Source organism: Streptomyces achromogenes subsp. achromogenes (assembly GCF_000720835.1).
Lineage (GTDB): Bacteria > Actinomycetota > Actinomycetes > Streptomycetales > Streptomycetaceae > Streptomyces > Streptomyces achromogenes.
This window is the reverse complement of record NZ_JODT01000044.1, coordinates 19,119-36,799: the sequence shown is the minus strand read 5'-3', so window position 1 is coordinate 36,799 and position 17,681 is coordinate 19,119. Positions and strand designations below refer to the sequence as shown.

Genomic DNA, 17,681 nt, shown 5'->3' with positions numbered 1-17,681 from the left:
GAGCAGGCATACGGGAGACCGCTCAGGCGTTACGGCGTGCGCGCAGCACGGCGAAACCAGCGCCTCCGATGACCAGTACGGCGGCTACGGCACCGATGATCACCCAGGTCTGAGTGCCGCTACCGGAATCGGTGTCCTTCGCGGCGGCAGCGGCGGTGGGACCGTTGGCGGAACCAGCCTCCTTGCCCGGCTTACCGGACGGACTCTTGGCCGAGGGGCTCGGGGACGCCGACAACGTGCCGTTCTCGGCGGCAAGCGGATCGACGTCGGGCGGTCCGGGGTCGATGTTCTTGTTGATCAGCACCCGGCGAGGACGGACACCGCCGTAGCCGAGGTACTTGCTGGGCGTGTCCTTCGGCCAGTCACGGGCGGCCGTGTCGACGAGGGACCGCAGGACCTGGTTGGCCGTCCAGTCCGGGTGAGCGGACCAGATCAGCGCGGCGGACGCGGAGGCGATGGCGGAGGCGGGGCTGGTGCCCCGGGTGTCGCAGTACTCCATGAACGTGCCATCGCACCAGGAAGGGATGTGCAGGCCCGGCGCCGAGAGATCCACGTAATTCCCGAACGTGGAGAACTTGGCCACGGTTCCGGTCTTGTCAAGGGCAGACACACCTACGACGCCGGGGAAGTTAGCCGGATAGGAGGGCATGTTGCCCTTGTCGCCGTCGTTACCGATGGAGGCGAAAAGCAATTTCCCCTTGGAAACCGCGTACTTAATAGCGGTGTCCGTGCCATCGTGGACGTCCCCGCCCCCAAAGGACATGTTGATGATTTTCGCATCACTGTCGGCAGCTGCCCGAATCGCCTTGGGAACGCTGGGTGTCCTGGCAATTTCCTCACCCACGAGCCTTCCACCATCAATGCGGAAGGGAATGATCTTAGCGCCCGGAGCGAGGCCCTTAATACCGCCGCCGGCTCCCGTGCCCGCGATGATCTCAGCCATGGAAGTGCCGTGCCCATCCTTGTCATGGGTGACGTGATAAGACACGGACTTGGGCACTTCGTCCACCAGCACCTGCCCCTTGAGGGAGGGAGTCGCCGGATTGACGCCACTGTCGATCACGGCGACCTTCACCCCCTTGCCCGTGCTGATCTTCCAGATGTCGTCAGCACCCATGAAGTCCAGGTACCACTCCTTGGACTGGATATCGACGGCTGCAGCCTCCGGAGCAAGCGTCGCCGACGTGACGACGAGCGCACCGAGTGCAGAACACACGGCGGACAGGCGCCGTGCGTTACGCCTCGTCAGGAGCGCCGTCATCGGGCCACGTCGGCCGGTCCCTGGCTTCATGCCTGTCTGTGTCCTCGCTCGTGTTCAGTCGCTGGTCTTCGGCGCATCGCGCCGCTGCTGCGACGGGCGGCGCTGTTCCTTCTCGGCACCCCCGCCGGTACGACCGGTCTCGCCGTCCGAGCCCCGGCGGCCGCCCACAGCACCACGTCCGAGCCCGGAGCCACTGGACTCTGAGCCCTTCGTCGAACCGCGGGGTGCTCCGATGGCACCGTCAGGGTTGCCGGCCGAGCGGAGTACCCCCTGGCCCACGCCGATTCCCGGCTTCGTCGTGGGGGCGCCGACGACGCCTCGCTGACCGATGGAGCCCTTCTGCGGCGTGGCGGAGACTGATTCCTCAGCGCCGACGACCATACCGCGCGGGACACGGGGGTTGGCCGTGCTTCCGGACGTACGGCCCGTAACGGGCTTGCCCCCCACGACGCCATTGCGCGCGGGGCCTGCGGGCCCGGTCGTTCCCGGACGTCCGCCAGGGGTGCCGGTCGCCCTCGGCGTACCGCCGGTGACGGGGCGGCCTGCCGGGGTGCGCCCGGACTGTACGGGCCCCCGTGCACCCGGCTGCCCCGCGGGGGTCGTGCGTCCCATCGCACGAGCGGCCTGGCCCATCGGTCCCTGCGGCACCCGGCTGCCCGGTACGGAACGTCCCGCCTGACCCACCGGTCCCTGCGGGACACGGCCGGTGGAGACGGTACGCCCCGGCTGGCCCGCCGGCCCCTGCGGCACTCGGCCGGTTCCGGTACCCGCAGGGCCGGTTCGTCCCTGCGCGGTCATCGGGGGCCGACCGCCCGGCCCGTAACCGGGGGTACGACCGGTCGGCACGACCGGAGGCGCCATCGGCCCGGTGGGCAGGGGCGGCATCGGCCCGCCGCCGCTGGTCGTCGGCAGAGTGGGCGTCGGAGAAGTAGGCGACGGAGCGGTGGGTACCTGCGGGGGCAGGGTGGTCGTGGTGTTGATCTCCGTGCCGACCTCGTGGCCGGAGGGCGCACCGGGCTCGTGGACTTCCCCGAGCGGCGGAACGGTCCCGTGTCCGTGGGCCGTTGTACCGTGCGACGTGGCCGCACCGGCGTAGCCTTCACCGGTATCGCCCCGGACCACAGCCCTCGGTGTCGACACGGACGACGTCGACCCTGAACCGTATCCTTCCCTACCCTCGTCAGCAAAAGATTTGGGTACCCCGATGCCCGGAATCGGCTCGATCGGCTCCGGTTCCTTCTCTTTGCTGAGGTCTATCGCCGCGACCTTGTAGTAAGAGGCCAGCCGGTTCATCTGGTTGATGGCCTCTTGCCGGTTCTTCTCGACCTTCAGCGCGGCCACGTAGTCCGGGTTGCTGTCGACCTGCTTGGCCTTGGGCAGCTCGGTGGGCAGCTTCTGCTCGGACGCCGGGCGGGTGTCCCTGGGCGGCATGGAGCTGCGGGCGGAGGCGAGTCCCGTGGCCGCTACGGAGAGGTGGGTGCCGGCCGCGTCGGCGTATCCCGCGAGGCTGTTGGTGTAGTGGATGAGCTTCTGCGTGTACTTGTGGAAGGCCTCGGCACCCTCGCCCTCCCAGTCAACCCTGAGGTGCTGCTCCAGGTCCGACGCGGCCTTGCGGATGTCCTTGCCGGCGTCGAACAGGGACTTGCTGGTCAGTTCGAGGTGCTCCGGATTGGCATGCTCGACCAGGTCGATCATGTCGTTGAGCTTGTGGCCCTCGAAGTTCGTCGATCCGACGAGGTTGACGCGGACACCGCCGAAGAACGGCATGTTCGCCAGCATGTTCTGCGCGGTCGTGATGGGTTTGACCTGCTGGCCGACCTCCTTGTCGACCTGCTGCGCAGCGGACTTGTACTCCGGTTGCTTCTTCCAGTCGTCGCTCACGTGAGGTCCGTCTTCCCCGTCGACTTGCCTTCCGCCCTCTGCTTGCCGGCGGCCTTCTGCACCTCGTCCTGGTACTGCGCGTCGAGTTCCGTACGGATCTTCCAGAACCGACGGTGGACCTCGGCCTCGGTCCCGTCATAGGTGGCATCCGCCGCGTGCGAGGCCAGCTTCAGGGCCTCGATGTGCATTCCCAGGGTCTTCGAAAGGTGAGTGAGGCGTGAGTGCACGGTCTCGTAGGCCGTGTGCAGATCGGTCGCCTCGTCGAACGGGGCATTCGTGCCTCCGAACGACGACCGGCTGAGCGTCTGCTGCGCGATCTGGGACGGACCTCCCTGGCCGCCCTCGAAGTCCTTCAGCGCGCCGTCGAGCTTGTTCTTGAACTCCTGCAGCGCATCGATGCCACGCCTCATGCCCGAGCCGCCACCGTCGCCCACCGCGACCCCTTCCCCGTTTCCCCGTTGGTAGAGCTGGACGGACCGGGCGGCACCCGGCCGCGGCACCGGTCCGTCGCGGACCACTGTAGTCACTGCGGAAATGGCGGCCAACTGAACTATGCGACGGTTCAGTTGCGAAGCTGTCCCGAAGTGACCGACTCATGAGCCACCGGATACCGACAAGGCGGTCAATAACGACAGAAGGGTTTCGTTTTCTACGCAGAAGCTTCACACGCGTACGGCGGCCGAAGCCGTCCGAGTGGCCTGGGTCCGCACTTCGCGATCCCGGAACCGCACCCCAGAGCAGCACCCTCCGCCGAATTTTCACGTCCGACAGATCGCACATGGTGGACATGGTGCAAATTTTCCATGGCGTTGGTTGCTAGGTTGTGCCGGCACCGGACTAACCACGGGGGAAGGGGCCCTTCCATGGCATGGGACGAATGGGAGCAGCTCAAGACGCAGGCTGCCCAGGGGCAGTCGGCACATATGCAGCTCAACCATGTCGACGGGGGCGGCGGCACGTACGGCCCCTATGTCATCCCCAGCAAGACCGGTGACCTCAAGGTCGGCCACAAGGACCTGGAGAAGATCGGCAGCGCCGCCCACCACTTGTACGACCAGCTGTGGGACAAGGCGCGCGTGGCGACCCCGAGCAGCGATTCCGCAGCCGGTGACCTCACCAAGCAGGGCTTCGCCCTCGGCGCAGGCCTCCAGCACGTGTCGAACCGCTGGGAAGAGCAGCTGAAGTCCCTGATGGACGCCTGCGCCCAGATCTCCAACCACATGCAGACCACCAAGGCCGTGCACGCGAACGACGAGCACTACATCCAGCGCCAGATGAGCAGCATCGACGCCCTGGACGACGGGTTCGACGAGCGGGTGGGGGCGCCGGGCGAGAAGAACTCCGTCTACGGCGAGAAGAGCAAGGGCGAGAAGAAGGAGTAGCGGCCCCGGGAGGAGCCCGCGCGGCCTCCCTCCGTACCAGCCGGCACCGCTACTTCCGAGGATGACGACACCGCATGGACTTCAACGCTCTTTACCACGCCAACTTCAAGCTGCTCGACGACGCCGTCAGCGACTGGTCGACGCTCGTGAAGCACCTCGCGGACCTGAAGAAGGACGCCGAGGACGATCTGCACAAGGCTGCCATCAAGGCCGACTGGGCCGGTGTGAACGCCCAGGTCTCCCGGGAGTTCGTGGGCAAGACGGCCGGCGAGTTCGGTGACGCCCACACGCAGGCCACCACCATCTACAAGATCCTGCTCGACACCCGGGACGAGCTGAAGACGTTCCACCAGCAGCTGACGGACGCCGTCTCGCGCGGTCAGAAGAAGAACCTGACCGTCGTCGACGCGGGCGGCGGCAAGTTCACGGTCATGGGCAACACGCGGCCCGACTGGGGCTCTGACCCGAGCGGCAACAAGAGCGCGACCAACCAGAAGGACGTCGACGACCTCCGCGACGAGATCCAGGGCATCCTCAGCAAGGCGACGGAGAGCGACAACTCCGCCAAGACGGTGCTGATGGCCATCGCCGACCAGAGCTCGATGGGCTTCTCCGACGCCAGCTACAAGGACCGGGACTCGGCGGCGCAGGCCGTCAAGGAGGCCGACGAGCTGGCGAAGCTCGCGAAGAAGGACCCGTCCAAGCTGTCGGTCGAGGACTTCGACAAGATCAACAACGGTCTGAAGAAGTACGCGAACGACCCGCTGTTCGCCGAGCGCTTCGCCACCGACCTCGGGCCGCAGAAGACCCTGGAGTTCTGGACCGGGATCAGCGATCCGCACAGCGGCAATTACGAGCTGGGGCGGAAGCGCCTCGACCAGTTCGACGACCTTCAGCGGAACCTGGGCCTGACCCTGGCCCACGCGACGCAGAGCGACTCGGCTGCCATGGCCGAGTGGAAGCGCCAGATGATAGACATCGGCGACAAGCCGCTGCACGGCGAGCGGGGCGGCGGCCCCATGGGCTTCCAGGTCATGAGCAACCTCATGCGAACCGGGGACTACGACGACCAGTTCCTGAAGGACTACGGCACCAAGCTGATGGCCACGGAACGGAAGCTCACCGGCAACGGTGACCACGAGAACCTGATGTGGCGGCTCTCGGGTGCGAGTTCATGGCTGAACCGGATCGGCGACGACAGCGGCAACGATCCGCTCACCGGCTACCTCAAGGGCCTGTCCAACAGCCCCGACGCGGCCACCGACTTCTTCAACCAGCAGTACATCTCCAAGGATGACCCGGACAACCCCTTCGAACGGGACACGGACGGCAACGGCAAGAAGGGCAAGGTGTCCTTGTCCAACTTCCAGTACCTGTTCGAGGAGCGCGACTGGCCCCCGGAGACGGACTCCCACGGGGACGACCTCTTCACCGGCCAGAACAACCTCGCCCTGGCCCTGGAAGCCGCCACTACGGGGCATCCGGCGGGCGAGATGCCCACCGACGACACGCCGCCTCACTCGGCCGATCAGGCGAAACTGATGCGGGCGATCGTCGATTCCGTCTCCGACGACCCCAGTCGTGTGAAGGACCACTCGTACATGTCGGACAGCCTCGGCCAGATCGGTGCCGAGTACCTGCCTGATATCCACCGTGCCATGGCCGACGGTCCTACGGTCAAGGACGGCAAGTCCGGTTGGGACCTGCTGTATCCGCTCGCCGGTACGGACGCCAAGCTCGACCACAGCGCCGTGACCCGGTTCCTGGTCACGGTCAGCCAGAACCCCGAGGGCTACGCCGCGCTGAGCGTCGGTGAGAAGGCGTACACGGCGAGCCTGATGGACTACCACCTGAACCCGGACCTGCCCGCTGACCAGCGCTATCCGCACGACGCGCACGACACGATCACGAGTATCTCCCGTAAGGCGGGTGAGTTCAGCGGTCTGCTCGCCCAAGGGCGGCAGGAGGCCGTTCTCGGCCCCGCCGGCGAGAAGGACAGCGACTACGACTACGCCGTCAGCCAGAAGAAGAACTTCATCTCGGGGTTCGTCGGGACGGGGGTCGGCGTGGGAACGAGCTTCATCGCCAGCCCTGCGGTCGGCGCGGGCGTGGGCGGCGCCGCAGGTACCGTGACATCCATGGTGCTGGAGGCCTTCTACAAGGACGATTCCGGCCAGTACCGTGCCGAGGCCGGTGAGGACATCGCCACTCGGTGGGAGACCATCAAGGACTCGACCACCAACATCAACTACAAGGCGGCTCACGAAGCGGCCAAGGCTCACCACGCCGACTACACCGACCAGATCGATACGTGGGTCAGCGAAGGGACAGCCACCGGCTTCAACGACGCCAACACCGACATTCACGCGATGGCCAAGGACATGGATACCGAGATCCCGGACTGAGCCGGGGCCGGTTGAACGTGCTCTCACTCACTGCGTTGGAAGGCGATATGCACAACATCTCCGGGCGCGGAGTCCGCTCCGTGGTCGCTCTTCTGGGGGCAGGGCTGCTGGTCGCGTTGACAACGTCCTGCTCGTCCTCGTCGCCTACGCGTGAGTACGCCGTGCCAAGTGATGTCTGCGGCACCCATATGGCCTCTTCATTGCTGGCGCCGCTGCTGCCACCCGGAAAGAAGGTCAGCGCCCAGCCGACGTCGTCGGTCGGTGTCAAACGCTGCCGGATTGTGGTGGACGGGAAGGTTGTCCTGTCCACCAGCATGGAGAAGCACGACGCGAACACCGGCGTCGGTGACGTCGCCTCCTCCACCTACGGTGTGGAACCGACCGACACCCGGGCGGACGGGGGCCACACCATCTACTCGAAGACCGGCGCCGTCAGTCTCGTCGAGTGTGCCGGCTCCCCCTCGGCGAACAGCACTGTCTGGGCAACCGTGCGCACCTCGCACGACGTCAAGGCGTCGTCGGTGCACGATTTCATCAAGGGCTACGCAACGGCCGTGGGCAGAGGTGACGCTTGCCGTGCTCTGCTCACCCATGGCAATGCGTAAACGACCGCTGCTTTCGCCCGCCGGTGGCGTCGTAGGTGTGGTGGGTCTTGGTTTCGGACTGGCCTACGCCTGCGGCGCTCCCCCGTTCGATGGGGAGCGGGGCGAGATCAAGGACGCGGCTGTCTGTAAGACCTTGGGGGGCTCGGCCGGGGCGGCTGACGCGTTGCGGAAGGTTTTGCCCGGCGAGTCCTCGTACTCCTTCGACGATCAGGTCATGCATCGCCGTATCGACGACACCGACCGTACGTACGAGACGTCCTGCTTCGTCAACGGTGGCGGGAAGATGCTGCTCGTGGCGACGGCCGAGATGGTGGGGTACGACAAGGCCGAGGAGTGGGTGGAGGACGTGGTCGCGAACGCGTCGGCGCCCTCGGAGGTGACGTCGTTCCAGGCCGGTGACAAGGCGGTCGCTTCGGAGAGGATCGCCGCCATTTACGTGCCGTGCCGTGACGAAGGCCCCCGTGAGCATCTGAGCGTCGTCGTGGAGCTCAAGCGGCGCGGTGATGCCGCGGATGCCGAGGTGCGAGATGGGCTGAGCTCGCTCGCTCGCGGCGCCGCGCTGTTCGCGCACCGGCAGGCGAAGTGTGACGCGCCGGCGAAGGTGGCGGGATGAACACCTGCTCCGGCCGGGTGATCCGATGCGTGTGCGCGTAGCGCTCAGCGGGATGCCGTGGCCGGGCTCAGGCTCTCGGCCGTCGGGGGGACCGCGCCGTCTCCGTTCACTCCTTCGGGTGGAATGTGGGCGCGGTCTTCGTCAGCAGCCGCCCTCTTCCGAGGACATGGTGAGGCGGTAGCCCTGGTATGTCAGGGTTCCCTCGCCGCCTGTGATGCCTGGTGGGGTGTAGTCGTCCTGCTTGGAGCGGGTGCGGGTGAGGTGGGTGCAGAAGGCGGTGTCCGTGCCGTCGGCGGTGATGGTGAAGGATGCCTTCGCGGGGGTGTTGGTCTCGGCCGGGTCCACCGTGACCCCGTAGCCGGGGGCGTCGCCGCCGCCGTACTCGAGGATCTTGTCCTCGATCAGGGACGCGTAGCCGGGGAACCCGAGCGGGGTACCCGCGTCGTCGGCCTGGAAGGTGTAGCCGTTCAGGTCGTCGGTCGTCTGCCGGACCGCGCTGGTCAGTTCGCCGTCGCTCCAGGAGGCGTCGTCGGAGACGCCGAAGCCCTGCACGGCCGTGTAGACGCCGATGCCCGCCAGGGTCAGGAAGAGGATTCGGGCGGCGACGAAGGCGGAGTCGGGCAGGTCGGGTGCCGACGGGTTGATGTTCGCGCGCCAGGAGCGCACCCGATCCGACTTCACGCAGGCCATGGCCACCAGCACGGCGGCCAGGACGAGGCTCAGCACGTTCAGTTTGTCCAGCGTGTCCATCAGGCGCCTTCCCGGAGGGCGCGGCGCCTGCGGCGGGCGTCGCGTACCGCCACCGCACCGCCGCTCAGGACCGCCACCAGGACCGCCACGGCCACGGCGACGTAGGTCGCGATGCGGGCCGTGCGTTCGCGCGGGGTCTCGCCGAGGGTGAGCTTGGCGGGGGTGGGTGCCTCCGCGTGGGTGAGGCCCGCGTCGGGGTGCGGGGACTCTACCGGGTGGTCGTCCTCGGTGAGCGCGCGGACCGGGTCCACCACGCCCCAGCCGACCAGGGGATCGTGGCCGGCGATGGAGCGTTCGGCGGTCTGCTCGATCTGGGCCACGATCTGCCGCGGCGTCCAGTTCCGGTGCTTGGCCTTGATCAGCGCGGCCACGCCGGCGACGTAGGGCGCGGAGAAGCTCGTACCGTTGTCCGGGCAGTGGCCGCCCTTCGGGACGGTGGAGATCATGTCGACGCCCGGGGCCGCCACGCCGACGAAGTCGCCGGACTGGGAGAAGGCCGCGCGTTCGTTGTTGCGGTCCGACGCGGCCACCGCGAGGACTCCCGGGTACGACGCCGGGTACGTCTTCTTGCGGTTGCCGCCCAGGCCGTCGTTGCCCGCCGAGGCGACCACGACGATGCCGGCCGCCAGGGCCTCGTTCACCGAGCGCTGGAGGTCGGGGTCCGGGGAGGCGGCGTTGGCCGTGTCCTGGGAGATGTTGATGACGTCGGCCTTGACCCGGATCGCGTGCCGGATCGCCTGGGCGAGGGTGGCGGCCGTGCCGTTGCCGTCCGCGTCGTTCTGCTTGACCGGGATGATGGTGGCCTCGGGGGCCAGGCCGACGAAGCCCGTGCCCTTCATGGGGCGGGCCGCGATGATGCCCGCCACCCGCGTGCCGTGCCCCACGGTGTCGGTGGTGCCCTTGTTGTTGCCGCGGTCGATGGGCTGGCCCTTCTTGTCCTTGGCGGGCAGGAAGTTGGCGCCCGAGGACGCGTCGACGGCGTGGGCGAGCTGGGGGTTGGCCGTGTCCACGCCGGTGTCGATGACGGCGACCCTGACGTTCTTGCCCTTGGACTGGGTCCACAGCTCGTCCAGGTTGACGCGTTGCAGGGCCCAGGGCGTGCCGGCGTACTTGTGGTTGGTCTTGTCGAACGTGCACTGGTCGGAGGCGGTGTCCGCCGCGGCCGCGGGTGCCGTCAGGAGGGTGGCGGCCATCGCCGCGGTCGCCACCACGAGAGTCGTACGGGTCAGGGTCGTACGGGTGGCCGTGCGGGTCAGGGGGGTCGGGGTCGTACGGGTGCGGGTCGGGGACGTCATCGGCGTGCCCCTCACGAGCCCTGCGGCTGGCGGGCTGCCGCGGTCGACAGGCGGGGGCCGGTCGGCAGGAACTTCGACCAGGGCGCGGGGATGGGCGCCGGGTTCACGTCGGCGTAGCCGAGGCGGGTCTGCGCGAGCCTGGCCTCCTGCTGGAGCTGCTTGCGCTGCTTGTCGCTGACGCCGATGCCCTTGTCGACGCCGGCGCTGTCGTCGTTGGACTGGAGCGCGTAGCGCAGGCCGGTGTCGGTGACCAGGAAGACCGGGCCGGCCTTGGTCTCCCGGCCCTGGAACTGGCGGTAGAGCTGGCCGGAGCCGGCGGTGACGTAGGCGCTGGAGGAGCCGGTGGGCAGCACCGCGGGGAAGTCGGTGCCGGCCCAGGTGCTCAGGGTGGTGGCGCCGTTGTCGGGGTCGACGTGGTTGAGGATGGTGCAGACGGTGTTGCGGCTGCCGTCGGCCGTGGCCGGGTTGTTGACGGCGCTGGGCTTCTCGGTGGGCCAGGTGTGCTCGGCGGCGAACGGCTCGCCCCGGGTGATGGCGCCCGCGCTGACCTCCTGGGCGTGCCCGGCCTGGCCGAGCTTCACCAGGTCCGTGCTGGCCAGCAGGAGCTGGGCGACGAAGTCGGAGACGGGCGCGACCCGGCCGGGCAGGACGACGAAGTACTGCTCCTGGCCGTTGACGGGGGCCCGCAGCACCATACCGACGCGGTTGGCCTGAGCGTCCAGCTGGCCGGGGGCGTTCGCGGCGGCGCCGGGCACCCCGGTGACCGACGGGAAGCTGATCGGGTCGCCCGGGTGCAGGGTGTCGATCCACTCCTTGGTCACCCGCTGCGGGGTGCGGTCGGCGCCCACGATGGTCTGGAGCAGCAGGCTGTCGTCGGCGTCCACGGGGTAGGCCCGGCCCTGCGCGTCGATCACGTACTGCTTCTTGTCGGGCGTGGCGACGTAGAGGAGTTCGCCGCCACGCAGCTTCTGCCGGCCGCCCTTCAGCTTGTCCTGGTCCCGTTCGGCCAGGACGAACGCGGCCTTCTGGACGGAGCCGCCGCTGCCGCTCGGGCGCTCGCACACGGCCCACTCCTTGGCCGCGCCGGCCTCCTTGCCGGAGGGCAGCCGGTCGGGGGCGTAGGGGATGCCGATGGTGACGCCGTGCGGGATCTTGCCGTTGTCGAGGACCGACTCGTCGACGGTGACCACGTCGACATCGCTCTGGGTGTCGAGGACGAGCTTGGCCGACGCCATGTTGAGGACGGGGTGGAGCTGGACCTTGCCCTCGGTCTTCAGGACGACGTACCGGGTGGTGGACTTGCTGGCGATGATCACCTTCTGGCCGGGGGCGTCCCAGCCCTGCGGGGCCGTCGGTTTGAACATCCCCCAGGCACCGAAGGCCGCGAGCACGACCACGCCGACGATCGCGCCGGGCAGGATGGCGCGCAGCGGCCGGGGCGCTCCCTCGTCGGAGGCATCCGGTGACGACTGCACGAACGACGCGAGCATGCGGCGCTTCGCGAAGGTGTAGGCGTTGAGTTGGTCCCGCCGAGATGCCATCTGTGCCTGTTTCTCCCCGTGACTCACGCGGAGCGCGCCCGGGGACCACGCTCCCCCGCCCTCCGTTGTCGGACCCGGCCCCTACTATGCCTGGTACGGAGCGGCTCTCGTGGAGCGGGTAGGGTACCTGGGCCCTCAAGGGCCTTGTTCAGTGGCCTGGTTCCAGCGAGTTGTGAGCAAAACGGGGGGATGCAGTGATGGCTTCCGGAACGCGGACGCGAGCGCGCGGCCGGTCGGCGGCGCGAGGTCGTGCGGCTCGGTCCGGGTCCGCGCCGCGCGCCGCGTCCGCCCGGCGCGGAGCGGACCGCCAGCAGGTCACGCCCGGGCTCAGGCAACGGCCGGGCCAGGCGGGGTCGTTCCGTTTGCAACGGCTTGTGCTGGTGGAGCTGGCGGCGGCCGTGCTGCTCGTCGGCTGGGCCGTCGGCATGGCGGCCCTGGTGCCGGCGGCGGTGGTCGCGCTGGTGCTGCTCCTGCTGGCCTTCGTACGGCGGCGGGGCCGGTCCCTGCCGGAGTGGCTCGCCACCGCGCGGGAGCTGCGGGCGCGGCAGAAGCGGGCCGCGAACACCCCGATACCGCCGGGCACGGAGCCCGGTCTGGTCCCGGCGGTGGAGTGCGAGCCGGCCCTGCGCACGTACTCGTACGGCGCGCGTGACCGCCGGCCGGTCGGCATCGCCGGGGACGGCACGTTCGTCACGGCCGTGCTCCAGGTGGAGGCCGACGCGACCGCGCTGCGCGCCGAGCGCAGCCGCCAGCCGCTGCCGCTGGGCCTGGTGCGGGACGCGCTGGAGGTGGACGGCATCCGCCTGGAGTCGGCGCAGATCGTGCTGCACACGCAGCCGGCGCCCGCGCTGCACCTGCCCCAGCAGTCGGTGGCGGTCGCCAACTACATCCCGTTGCAGGAGCAGACCGGCGCCCCGGCCGTGCGCATCACCTGGATCGCGCTGAAGCTGGATCCCGAGCTGTGCGCGGAGGCCGTGGCCGCGCGCGGCGGCGGGCTGGAGGGCGCGCAGAAGTGCGTCGTACGGGCCGCGGACCACCTGGCGAGCCGGCTCACCGGCGCCGGGTTCCGCGCCCGGGTGCTGGACGAGGAGGAGCTGGTCGCCGCCCTCGCCACCTCCGCCTGTGCCAACCCGCTGGTCACCGCGGAGGCGGGGCGCAGCGAGACCCGGGAGCGGCGCACGGAGGAGTCGGGGCGCAGCTGGCGCTGTGACAACCGGCGGCACACCACGTACTGGGTGCGGCGCTGGCCCCCGCTGGGTGGCGGCCGGGCCGAGTCCCTGCCCCAGTTCGTCGCCCGGGTCACGGCGATACCGGCCCTGGCGACCACGTTCAGTCTGACGCTCGCGCCCGGGGAGCGGCAGGAAGTGTCGCTGTGCGGGCATCTGCGGGTGACCGGGCGCAGTGACGACGAACTCGTGGCGGCGCGGCGCGCGCTGGAGGCCGCCGCCCGGCAGTCCGGTGCGGGCCTGGCCCGGCTCGACCGCGAGCAGCTGCCCGGCATGCTGGCCACTCTGCCCCTCGGAGGTGCGCGGTGACGACGATTCCGACGACGTCCCCGGTGGCGGGCCAGGCGGCACCCGCGGCAGAGGAGCCGTCCGGGCTGCGGCGGACGGTGGACCGGCTGCGGCACGGGCTGGGCCTGATCGGGCCCCGGCACGGCCGGCACGGGCTGCCCGTGCAGCAACTGGACGCGCTCGCCCTGCCCATCGGGGACGACGGGGTGGTGGCCGGTGTCGACGCCGAGGGACAGCCGGCCGTACTGGGCATCAACCGGCCCACGCCCTACGACGTCGTCCTGATCGGCGGCCTGTGGACCGCGCAGGTACTGGCGCTGCGCTCGGCCGCCACCGGCGCCCGGGTGGCCGTGGAGACCGGCCGGCCGCAGGCCTGGATGCAGATGGTGCACGCGATGGGCGGCGGGCAGAACGGCCTGTCGGTGTACGACGTCGGGCGGGTGCCGCCGCAGGGTGCCTCCGCCGGTACGCCGGTGCTGGTGGTGCGGGACTGCGGTATGCGGCCCCCGCGCGGCCGGGTGGTCTCCGGTCCCTGGCAGTCGGTGCTGACGCTGCTGCCGTATCTGAGCCCGGTCGCGCCCCGGCTGCTGCGGCAGGCGCGGCTCGCCGGCATCCAGCGGGTCTCGCCGGACGAGGCGGCCGAACTCGGGCGCACCATGGGGCTGTCGCGGACCGAGGTGGAGTCGCTGCCCGCGCTGCCCGACGGGGTCACCCTGTGGTGCACCGACCGTGACCGGCAGTACGTGCTGACGCAACCCACGGACGCCGAGATCGGATTGTTGGGCACACCGCGCCGGATGGACTGAACTGCCCTTGCGCGTCCCTTTTGTTCGGGTGTCCTGGTGGCCCGGTGGGGCGGTTGAGGCGTCTTCGGGCGGGTGCCGGCCTGCCCGGCGGGCGCGGAGAGGCGGGCGGGCCTGCCGAGGTGCGGCGTCCGGTGATTAGGCTGGGAGCGGGCGCGATGGCAGGACCCGTGGACCGGCGTCGGTGTCCCGGGGGGAGGTCCGGTGCGCCGGACCGCCCCGAACGACTACGGACGACTCGGTACGACACGACATGGTCGCCCCGGCACGGCATGAGGGTGCTCGACCACACCAGGAGGAATTGTGAGCAGCGATCGGGACGGGATGCGCGGGGGCTGGGACACACCCGGCGATGACCAGCCCGACGCGGAGGCCGTCGAGACCACCGGCGAGTTCACCATCGACTACGCTCCCCCCGCCTGGTACACGCAGAACGCCTCCGGTACGTCGGGAGGCGCGAGCGGTTTCCCCGGCTCCGCGGATCCGGGCGCTCCGGCCGGCTCCTCGGTGCCGTCGTTCCCGACGAGCCCGCCGGCCCCGACCCCGGCACCGGCCCCCGCCCCGGGTGCCGCGCCGCCGGCCGCCCAGCCGACGGGCACGCCCGCGCAGGGCACTCCGTTCGCACCGCCGCCGGGCGCTCCGTTCACCCCGCCGCAGGGGACCGCGTATCCGCCGCCCGCTCCCGCGCAGGGGCCTTCGGGCGCGCCCGCGCAGCCGTACGCCGAGGGTGCGCCGTACGCCGCGCCCGCGCAGCCCGCGCCGTCGGCCGGCGGCGCGGTTCCGATGCCGCGGCTGCCCGAGGGCTTCGAACCGCAGCAGCCACAGCAGCCGCAGCCGGCCGGGCAGGAGGCGCCGGCCGCCCCCGCCGCGGTCGAGCCGGAGACGGACAACGGGGACCTGGAGAGCGGGGCGACCATGCGGTTCTCCGCCGTCGCCCTGAAGCGCGAGATGGCCGAGTTCGCCGAGCGCGTGGCGGCCGAGACCAAGCCGGCCGAGGGGGCCGACGGTTCGGCCGAGGGGGCCGGTACCGGGGATTCGGGGGACCGGAAGGACGGCGAGGGCGCGGTGGCCGAGGCCGCCGGCTCGGAGACCGTCGCGTCGGACTCCGTCGCCTCGGGTTCCGGTGGGTCGTCGGACGCCGGTGTCCCGGGTGACTCCCCGTCCGAGGGAGGCGAAGCCGGTCAGGGGGACACGGGGTCCGCCGCCGCCGACGGTTCCGGCGCGGAGGAGGACACGGGCGGGAAGCCTGCCGAGGCGGACGCCGGGGAGGTCGCCGCCGGCTCCGCGCGGGCCGACGCCTCGGCTCCCTCGGCCGCCGTACCGGCCGACGCCACCGCCGTCCAGGACGGCACGGCGGCCCAGGACACTACTGGCCGGCGGAACGCTCCCGAGGACGGCGCCCCCAAGGACAGCGCTCCGGGCGACGGCACCCCGGACGGCAGCACCGCGAGTGACGGCACCGCGAGTGACGCTGCCCCGGGCGCCGACGCCTCGGCCGCCGACGCTTCGGTCAACGCCGCCCAGCAGCCCACGGACGCCCAGTCGCCCGCCGCTCCCCAGCCGGGCGGTTACGGCTTCCCCCAGCCCCCGGCGTCCCAGCAGCCCGGCGGTTACGGCTTCCCGCACCCCCCGGTGCCCCCGCAGCCCGGAGCGCCGCAGCCCGGTGGCTACGGCTTCCCGCCGCCCCCGGCGACCCCGCAGCCCGGCGCCCCCCAGCCCGCCCCTGGTGCCCCGTACGCCGCCGCGCCGCCCGCTCCCCCGGCTCCGCAGGGGGCCCAGCCCGGCTGGACGCCGCCGCCCGCGCCGCAGACCGGGGTGCCTCCGCTGCCGCCCGCGTACCAGCCCGCCGCTCCGGCGCCCGCCGCCCAGTGGCCGCAGCAGCCCGGGCCGATGCCGGGTCAGCAGCCTCAGCCGGTGGACGGCCAGGGCCCGGCCGGTGCGCCCGGTGGACAGCCGCCGTTCCAGCCGCAGGCCCCGCAGCCCGCGCCCACCGCGTGGCAGCAGCCGAACCACCCCGACCAGCCCGGCCACCCCGGCAGCCCCGGCCGGCCCACCGCGCCGGCGGCCGGTCCGCAGCCGGTCCCCAACGGCCCCACTCCGCCCGGCGGCTACGGCTTCCCGCACCCCGGCGCCCCCAACCCCCCGGCCCAGCCCGGCGGTTACGGCTTCCCCCAGTCGCCGCAGGGCCCGGAGTCCGGCGCGCCGCAGGCTCCGGTCGATCCGCGGTCCGGCGCGGCGTGGCCGCAGCCCGTGCAGCACGACCAGCGGCAGCCGACCAATCCCGGTGCCGCGCCGCTCGGTTACACCGCGGCCGTGGAGCTGTCCTCGGACCGGCTGCTCAACAACAAGAAGCAGAAGGCGAAGAGCGGCCGACCCGCCGCGGCCGGCGGCCGGTTCAAGCTGGGCGGGAAGAAGGAGGAGGCCGAGCGGCAGCGGAAGCTGGAGCTGATCCGCACGCCGGTGCTGTCCTGCTACCGGATCGCGGTGATCAGCCTCAAGGGCGGCGTGGGCAAGACGACCACGACGACCGCGCTCGGCTCCACCCTGGCCACCGAGCGGCAGGACAAGATCCTGGCCATCGACGCCAACCCGGACGCGGGCACGCTCGGGCGCCGGGTGCGCCGGGAGACCGGGGCCACCATCCGTGACCTCGTCCAGGCCATCCCGTACCTGAACTCGTACATGGACATCCGGCGGTTCACCTCCCAGGCGCCCTCCGGCCTGGAGATCATCGCCAACGACGTGGACCCGGCCGTCTCGACCACGTTCAACGACGAGGACTACCGACGGGCGATCGACGTCCTCGGCCGGCAGTACCCGGTCATCCTGACCGACTCGGGCACCGGTCTGCTGTACAGCGCCATGCGCGGGGTGCTGGACCTCGCCGACCAGCTGATCATCATCTCCACGCCCTCGGTGGACGGCGCGAGCAGTGCCAGTACGACGCTGGACTGGCTGTCCGCGCACGGGTACTCCGACCTGGTCTCCCGGTCCCTGACCGTGATCTCCGGGGTCCGCGAGACCGGCAAGATGATCAAGGTCGAGGACATCGTGGCGCACTTCGAGACCCGTACGCGCGGGGTCATCGTGGTGCCCTTCGACGAGCACCTGGCCGCCGGCGCCGAGGTCGACCTGGACATGATGCGGCCGAAGACCCGTGAGGCGTACTTCAACCTGGCCGCGATGGTCGCCGAGGACTTCACCCGGCACCAGCAGTCGCAGGGGCTGTGGACGAGCGACGGCAACCCGCCGCCGGTGGCCGCCCCGCCGATGCCGGGCCAGGCCGTGCCGGGCCAGCAGCTGTACGGCGCGGGCCAGCCGCCCCAGGCACCGGGCCAGCCTTACCCGCAGGTCCCGGGCCAGCCGTACCCGCAGGCGTCCGCGCCCGGACAGCCGTACGCCCCGGCGCAGCAGCCGTACCCGCCGCAGCAGGGCCAGCCGCAGCCGTACCCGGGCCAGTCCCAGCCGGGCGGCTACCCGCAGCCCGGACAGCAGCCGCCGCAGGCCCAGCCTCAGCCGTACCCGGATCAGGGCCAGGCCCAGGCACCGGGCCAGCAGCCGCCGCAGGCTCCGCCCCCGCAGTAGCGGGCAGGGGCAGCTGAAAGGGCGGCCGGTGCGCATCGCACCGGCC

At 70.9% G+C, this 17,681-nt stretch carries 13 protein-coding genes; 7 read left to right on the top strand and 6 right to left on the bottom strand.

Annotated features, from left to right (window positions below):
- Window positions 1-22: 22 nt before the first annotated feature.
- Genes IH25_RS0132700 through IH25_RS0132690 form a run of 3 tightly spaced genes read right to left on the bottom strand, consistent with a single transcriptional unit; the run spans window position 23 to window position 3,687 of the window.
- A complete protein-coding gene (locus tag IH25_RS0132700) occupies window positions 23-1,261 on the bottom strand; it encodes a S8 family serine peptidase (protein WP_078844543.1) in 1,239 nt (412 codons plus the stop codon).
- A 54-nt stretch (window positions 1,262-1,315) separates the two neighbouring features.
- Window positions 1,316-3,142 carry a WXG100 family type VII secretion target gene (locus IH25_RS0132695; RefSeq protein ID WP_030619111.1) on the bottom strand — a complete coding sequence of 609 codons (1,827 nt, stop codon included), beginning with the start codon at window positions 3,140-3,142 and terminating at the stop codon, window positions 1,316-1,318.
- Window positions 3,139-3,687, bottom strand: a complete 549-nt coding sequence (locus IH25_RS0132690) for a hypothetical protein (RefSeq protein WP_157847062.1) — start codon at window positions 3,685-3,687, stop codon at window positions 3,139-3,141. The genes IH25_RS0132695 and IH25_RS0132690 overlap by 4 nt, the downstream gene beginning before the upstream one ends.
- 318 nt (window positions 3,688-4,005) lie before the next feature.
- Between IH25_RS0132690 and IH25_RS0132685 the strand changes: the two genes are divergently transcribed.
- From IH25_RS0132685 to IH25_RS0132670, 4 genes are all read left to right on the top strand, one after another.
- Window positions 4,006-4,524 carry a hypothetical protein gene (locus IH25_RS0132685; RefSeq protein ID WP_030619105.1) on the top strand — a complete coding sequence of 173 codons (519 nt, stop codon included), beginning with the start codon at window positions 4,006-4,008 and terminating at the stop codon, window positions 4,522-4,524.
- Between the two features lie 74 nt (window positions 4,525-4,598).
- Window positions 4,599-6,929, top strand: coding sequence for a hypothetical protein (locus tag IH25_RS0132680; RefSeq protein WP_030619103.1), 2,331 nt, complete (start codon window positions 4,599-4,601; stop codon window positions 6,927-6,929).
- A 47-nt stretch (window positions 6,930-6,976) separates the two neighbouring features.
- Window positions 6,977-7,534 carry a hypothetical protein gene (locus IH25_RS41435; RefSeq protein ID WP_157847061.1) on the top strand — a complete coding sequence of 186 codons (558 nt, stop codon included), beginning with the start codon at window positions 6,977-6,979 and terminating at the stop codon, window positions 7,532-7,534.
- Window positions 7,521-8,147, top strand: a complete 627-nt coding sequence (locus tag IH25_RS0132670) for a hypothetical protein (protein WP_245172958.1) — start codon at window positions 7,521-7,523, stop codon at window positions 8,145-8,147. The genes IH25_RS41435 and IH25_RS0132670 overlap by 14 nt, the downstream gene beginning before the upstream one ends.
- Before the next feature lie 141 nt (window positions 8,148-8,288).
- Here IH25_RS0132670 and IH25_RS0132665 read toward each other — a convergent pair whose 3' ends face one another.
- The 3 genes from IH25_RS0132665 to eccB are packed head-to-tail and all read right to left on the bottom strand — an operon-like array spanning window position 8,289 to window position 11,733.
- The gene (locus IH25_RS0132665; RefSeq protein ID WP_051754321.1) at window positions 8,289-8,897 is read right to left on the bottom strand and encodes a hypothetical protein; all 609 of its coding nucleotides are present in this window, start codon (window positions 8,895-8,897) and stop codon (window positions 8,289-8,291) included.
- Window positions 8,897-10,192 (bottom strand): type VII secretion-associated serine protease mycosin, encoded by a 1,296-nt coding sequence (gene mycP / locus IH25_RS0132660; protein WP_051754317.1) that lies wholly within the window; start codon window positions 10,190-10,192, stop codon window positions 8,897-8,899. The genes IH25_RS0132665 and mycP overlap by 1 nt, the downstream gene beginning before the upstream one ends.
- 11 nt (window positions 10,193-10,203) lie before the next feature.
- A complete protein-coding gene (eccB, locus tag IH25_RS0132655) occupies window positions 10,204-11,733 on the bottom strand; it encodes a type VII secretion protein EccB (RefSeq protein ID WP_030619089.1) in 1,530 nt (509 codons plus the stop codon).
- A gap of 197 nt (window positions 11,734-11,930) precedes the next feature.
- On the opposite strand from eccB, the gene eccE reads away from it, so the two are divergent.
- The 3 genes from eccE to IH25_RS0132640 all read left to right on the top strand — a co-directional run bounded on the left by eccE (window position 11,931) and on the right by IH25_RS0132640 (window position 17,635).
- Window positions 11,931-13,268 carry a type VII secretion protein EccE gene (eccE, locus tag IH25_RS0132650; RefSeq protein ID WP_078844542.1) on the top strand — a complete coding sequence of 446 codons (1,338 nt, stop codon included), beginning with the start codon at window positions 11,931-11,933 and terminating at the stop codon, window positions 13,266-13,268.
- Window positions 13,265-14,053 (top strand): hypothetical protein, encoded by a 789-nt coding sequence (locus IH25_RS0132645; RefSeq protein ID WP_051754315.1) that lies wholly within the window; start codon window positions 13,265-13,267, stop codon window positions 14,051-14,053. Before eccE ends, IH25_RS0132645 begins: the two co-directional genes overlap by 4 nt.
- Before the next feature lie 300 nt (window positions 14,054-14,353).
- Window positions 14,354-17,635, top strand: coding sequence for an SCO5717 family growth-regulating ATPase (locus IH25_RS0132640; RefSeq protein ID WP_030619083.1), 3,282 nt, complete (start codon window positions 14,354-14,356; stop codon window positions 17,633-17,635).
- The last annotated feature ends 46 nt before the right edge of the window (window positions 17,636-17,681 follow it).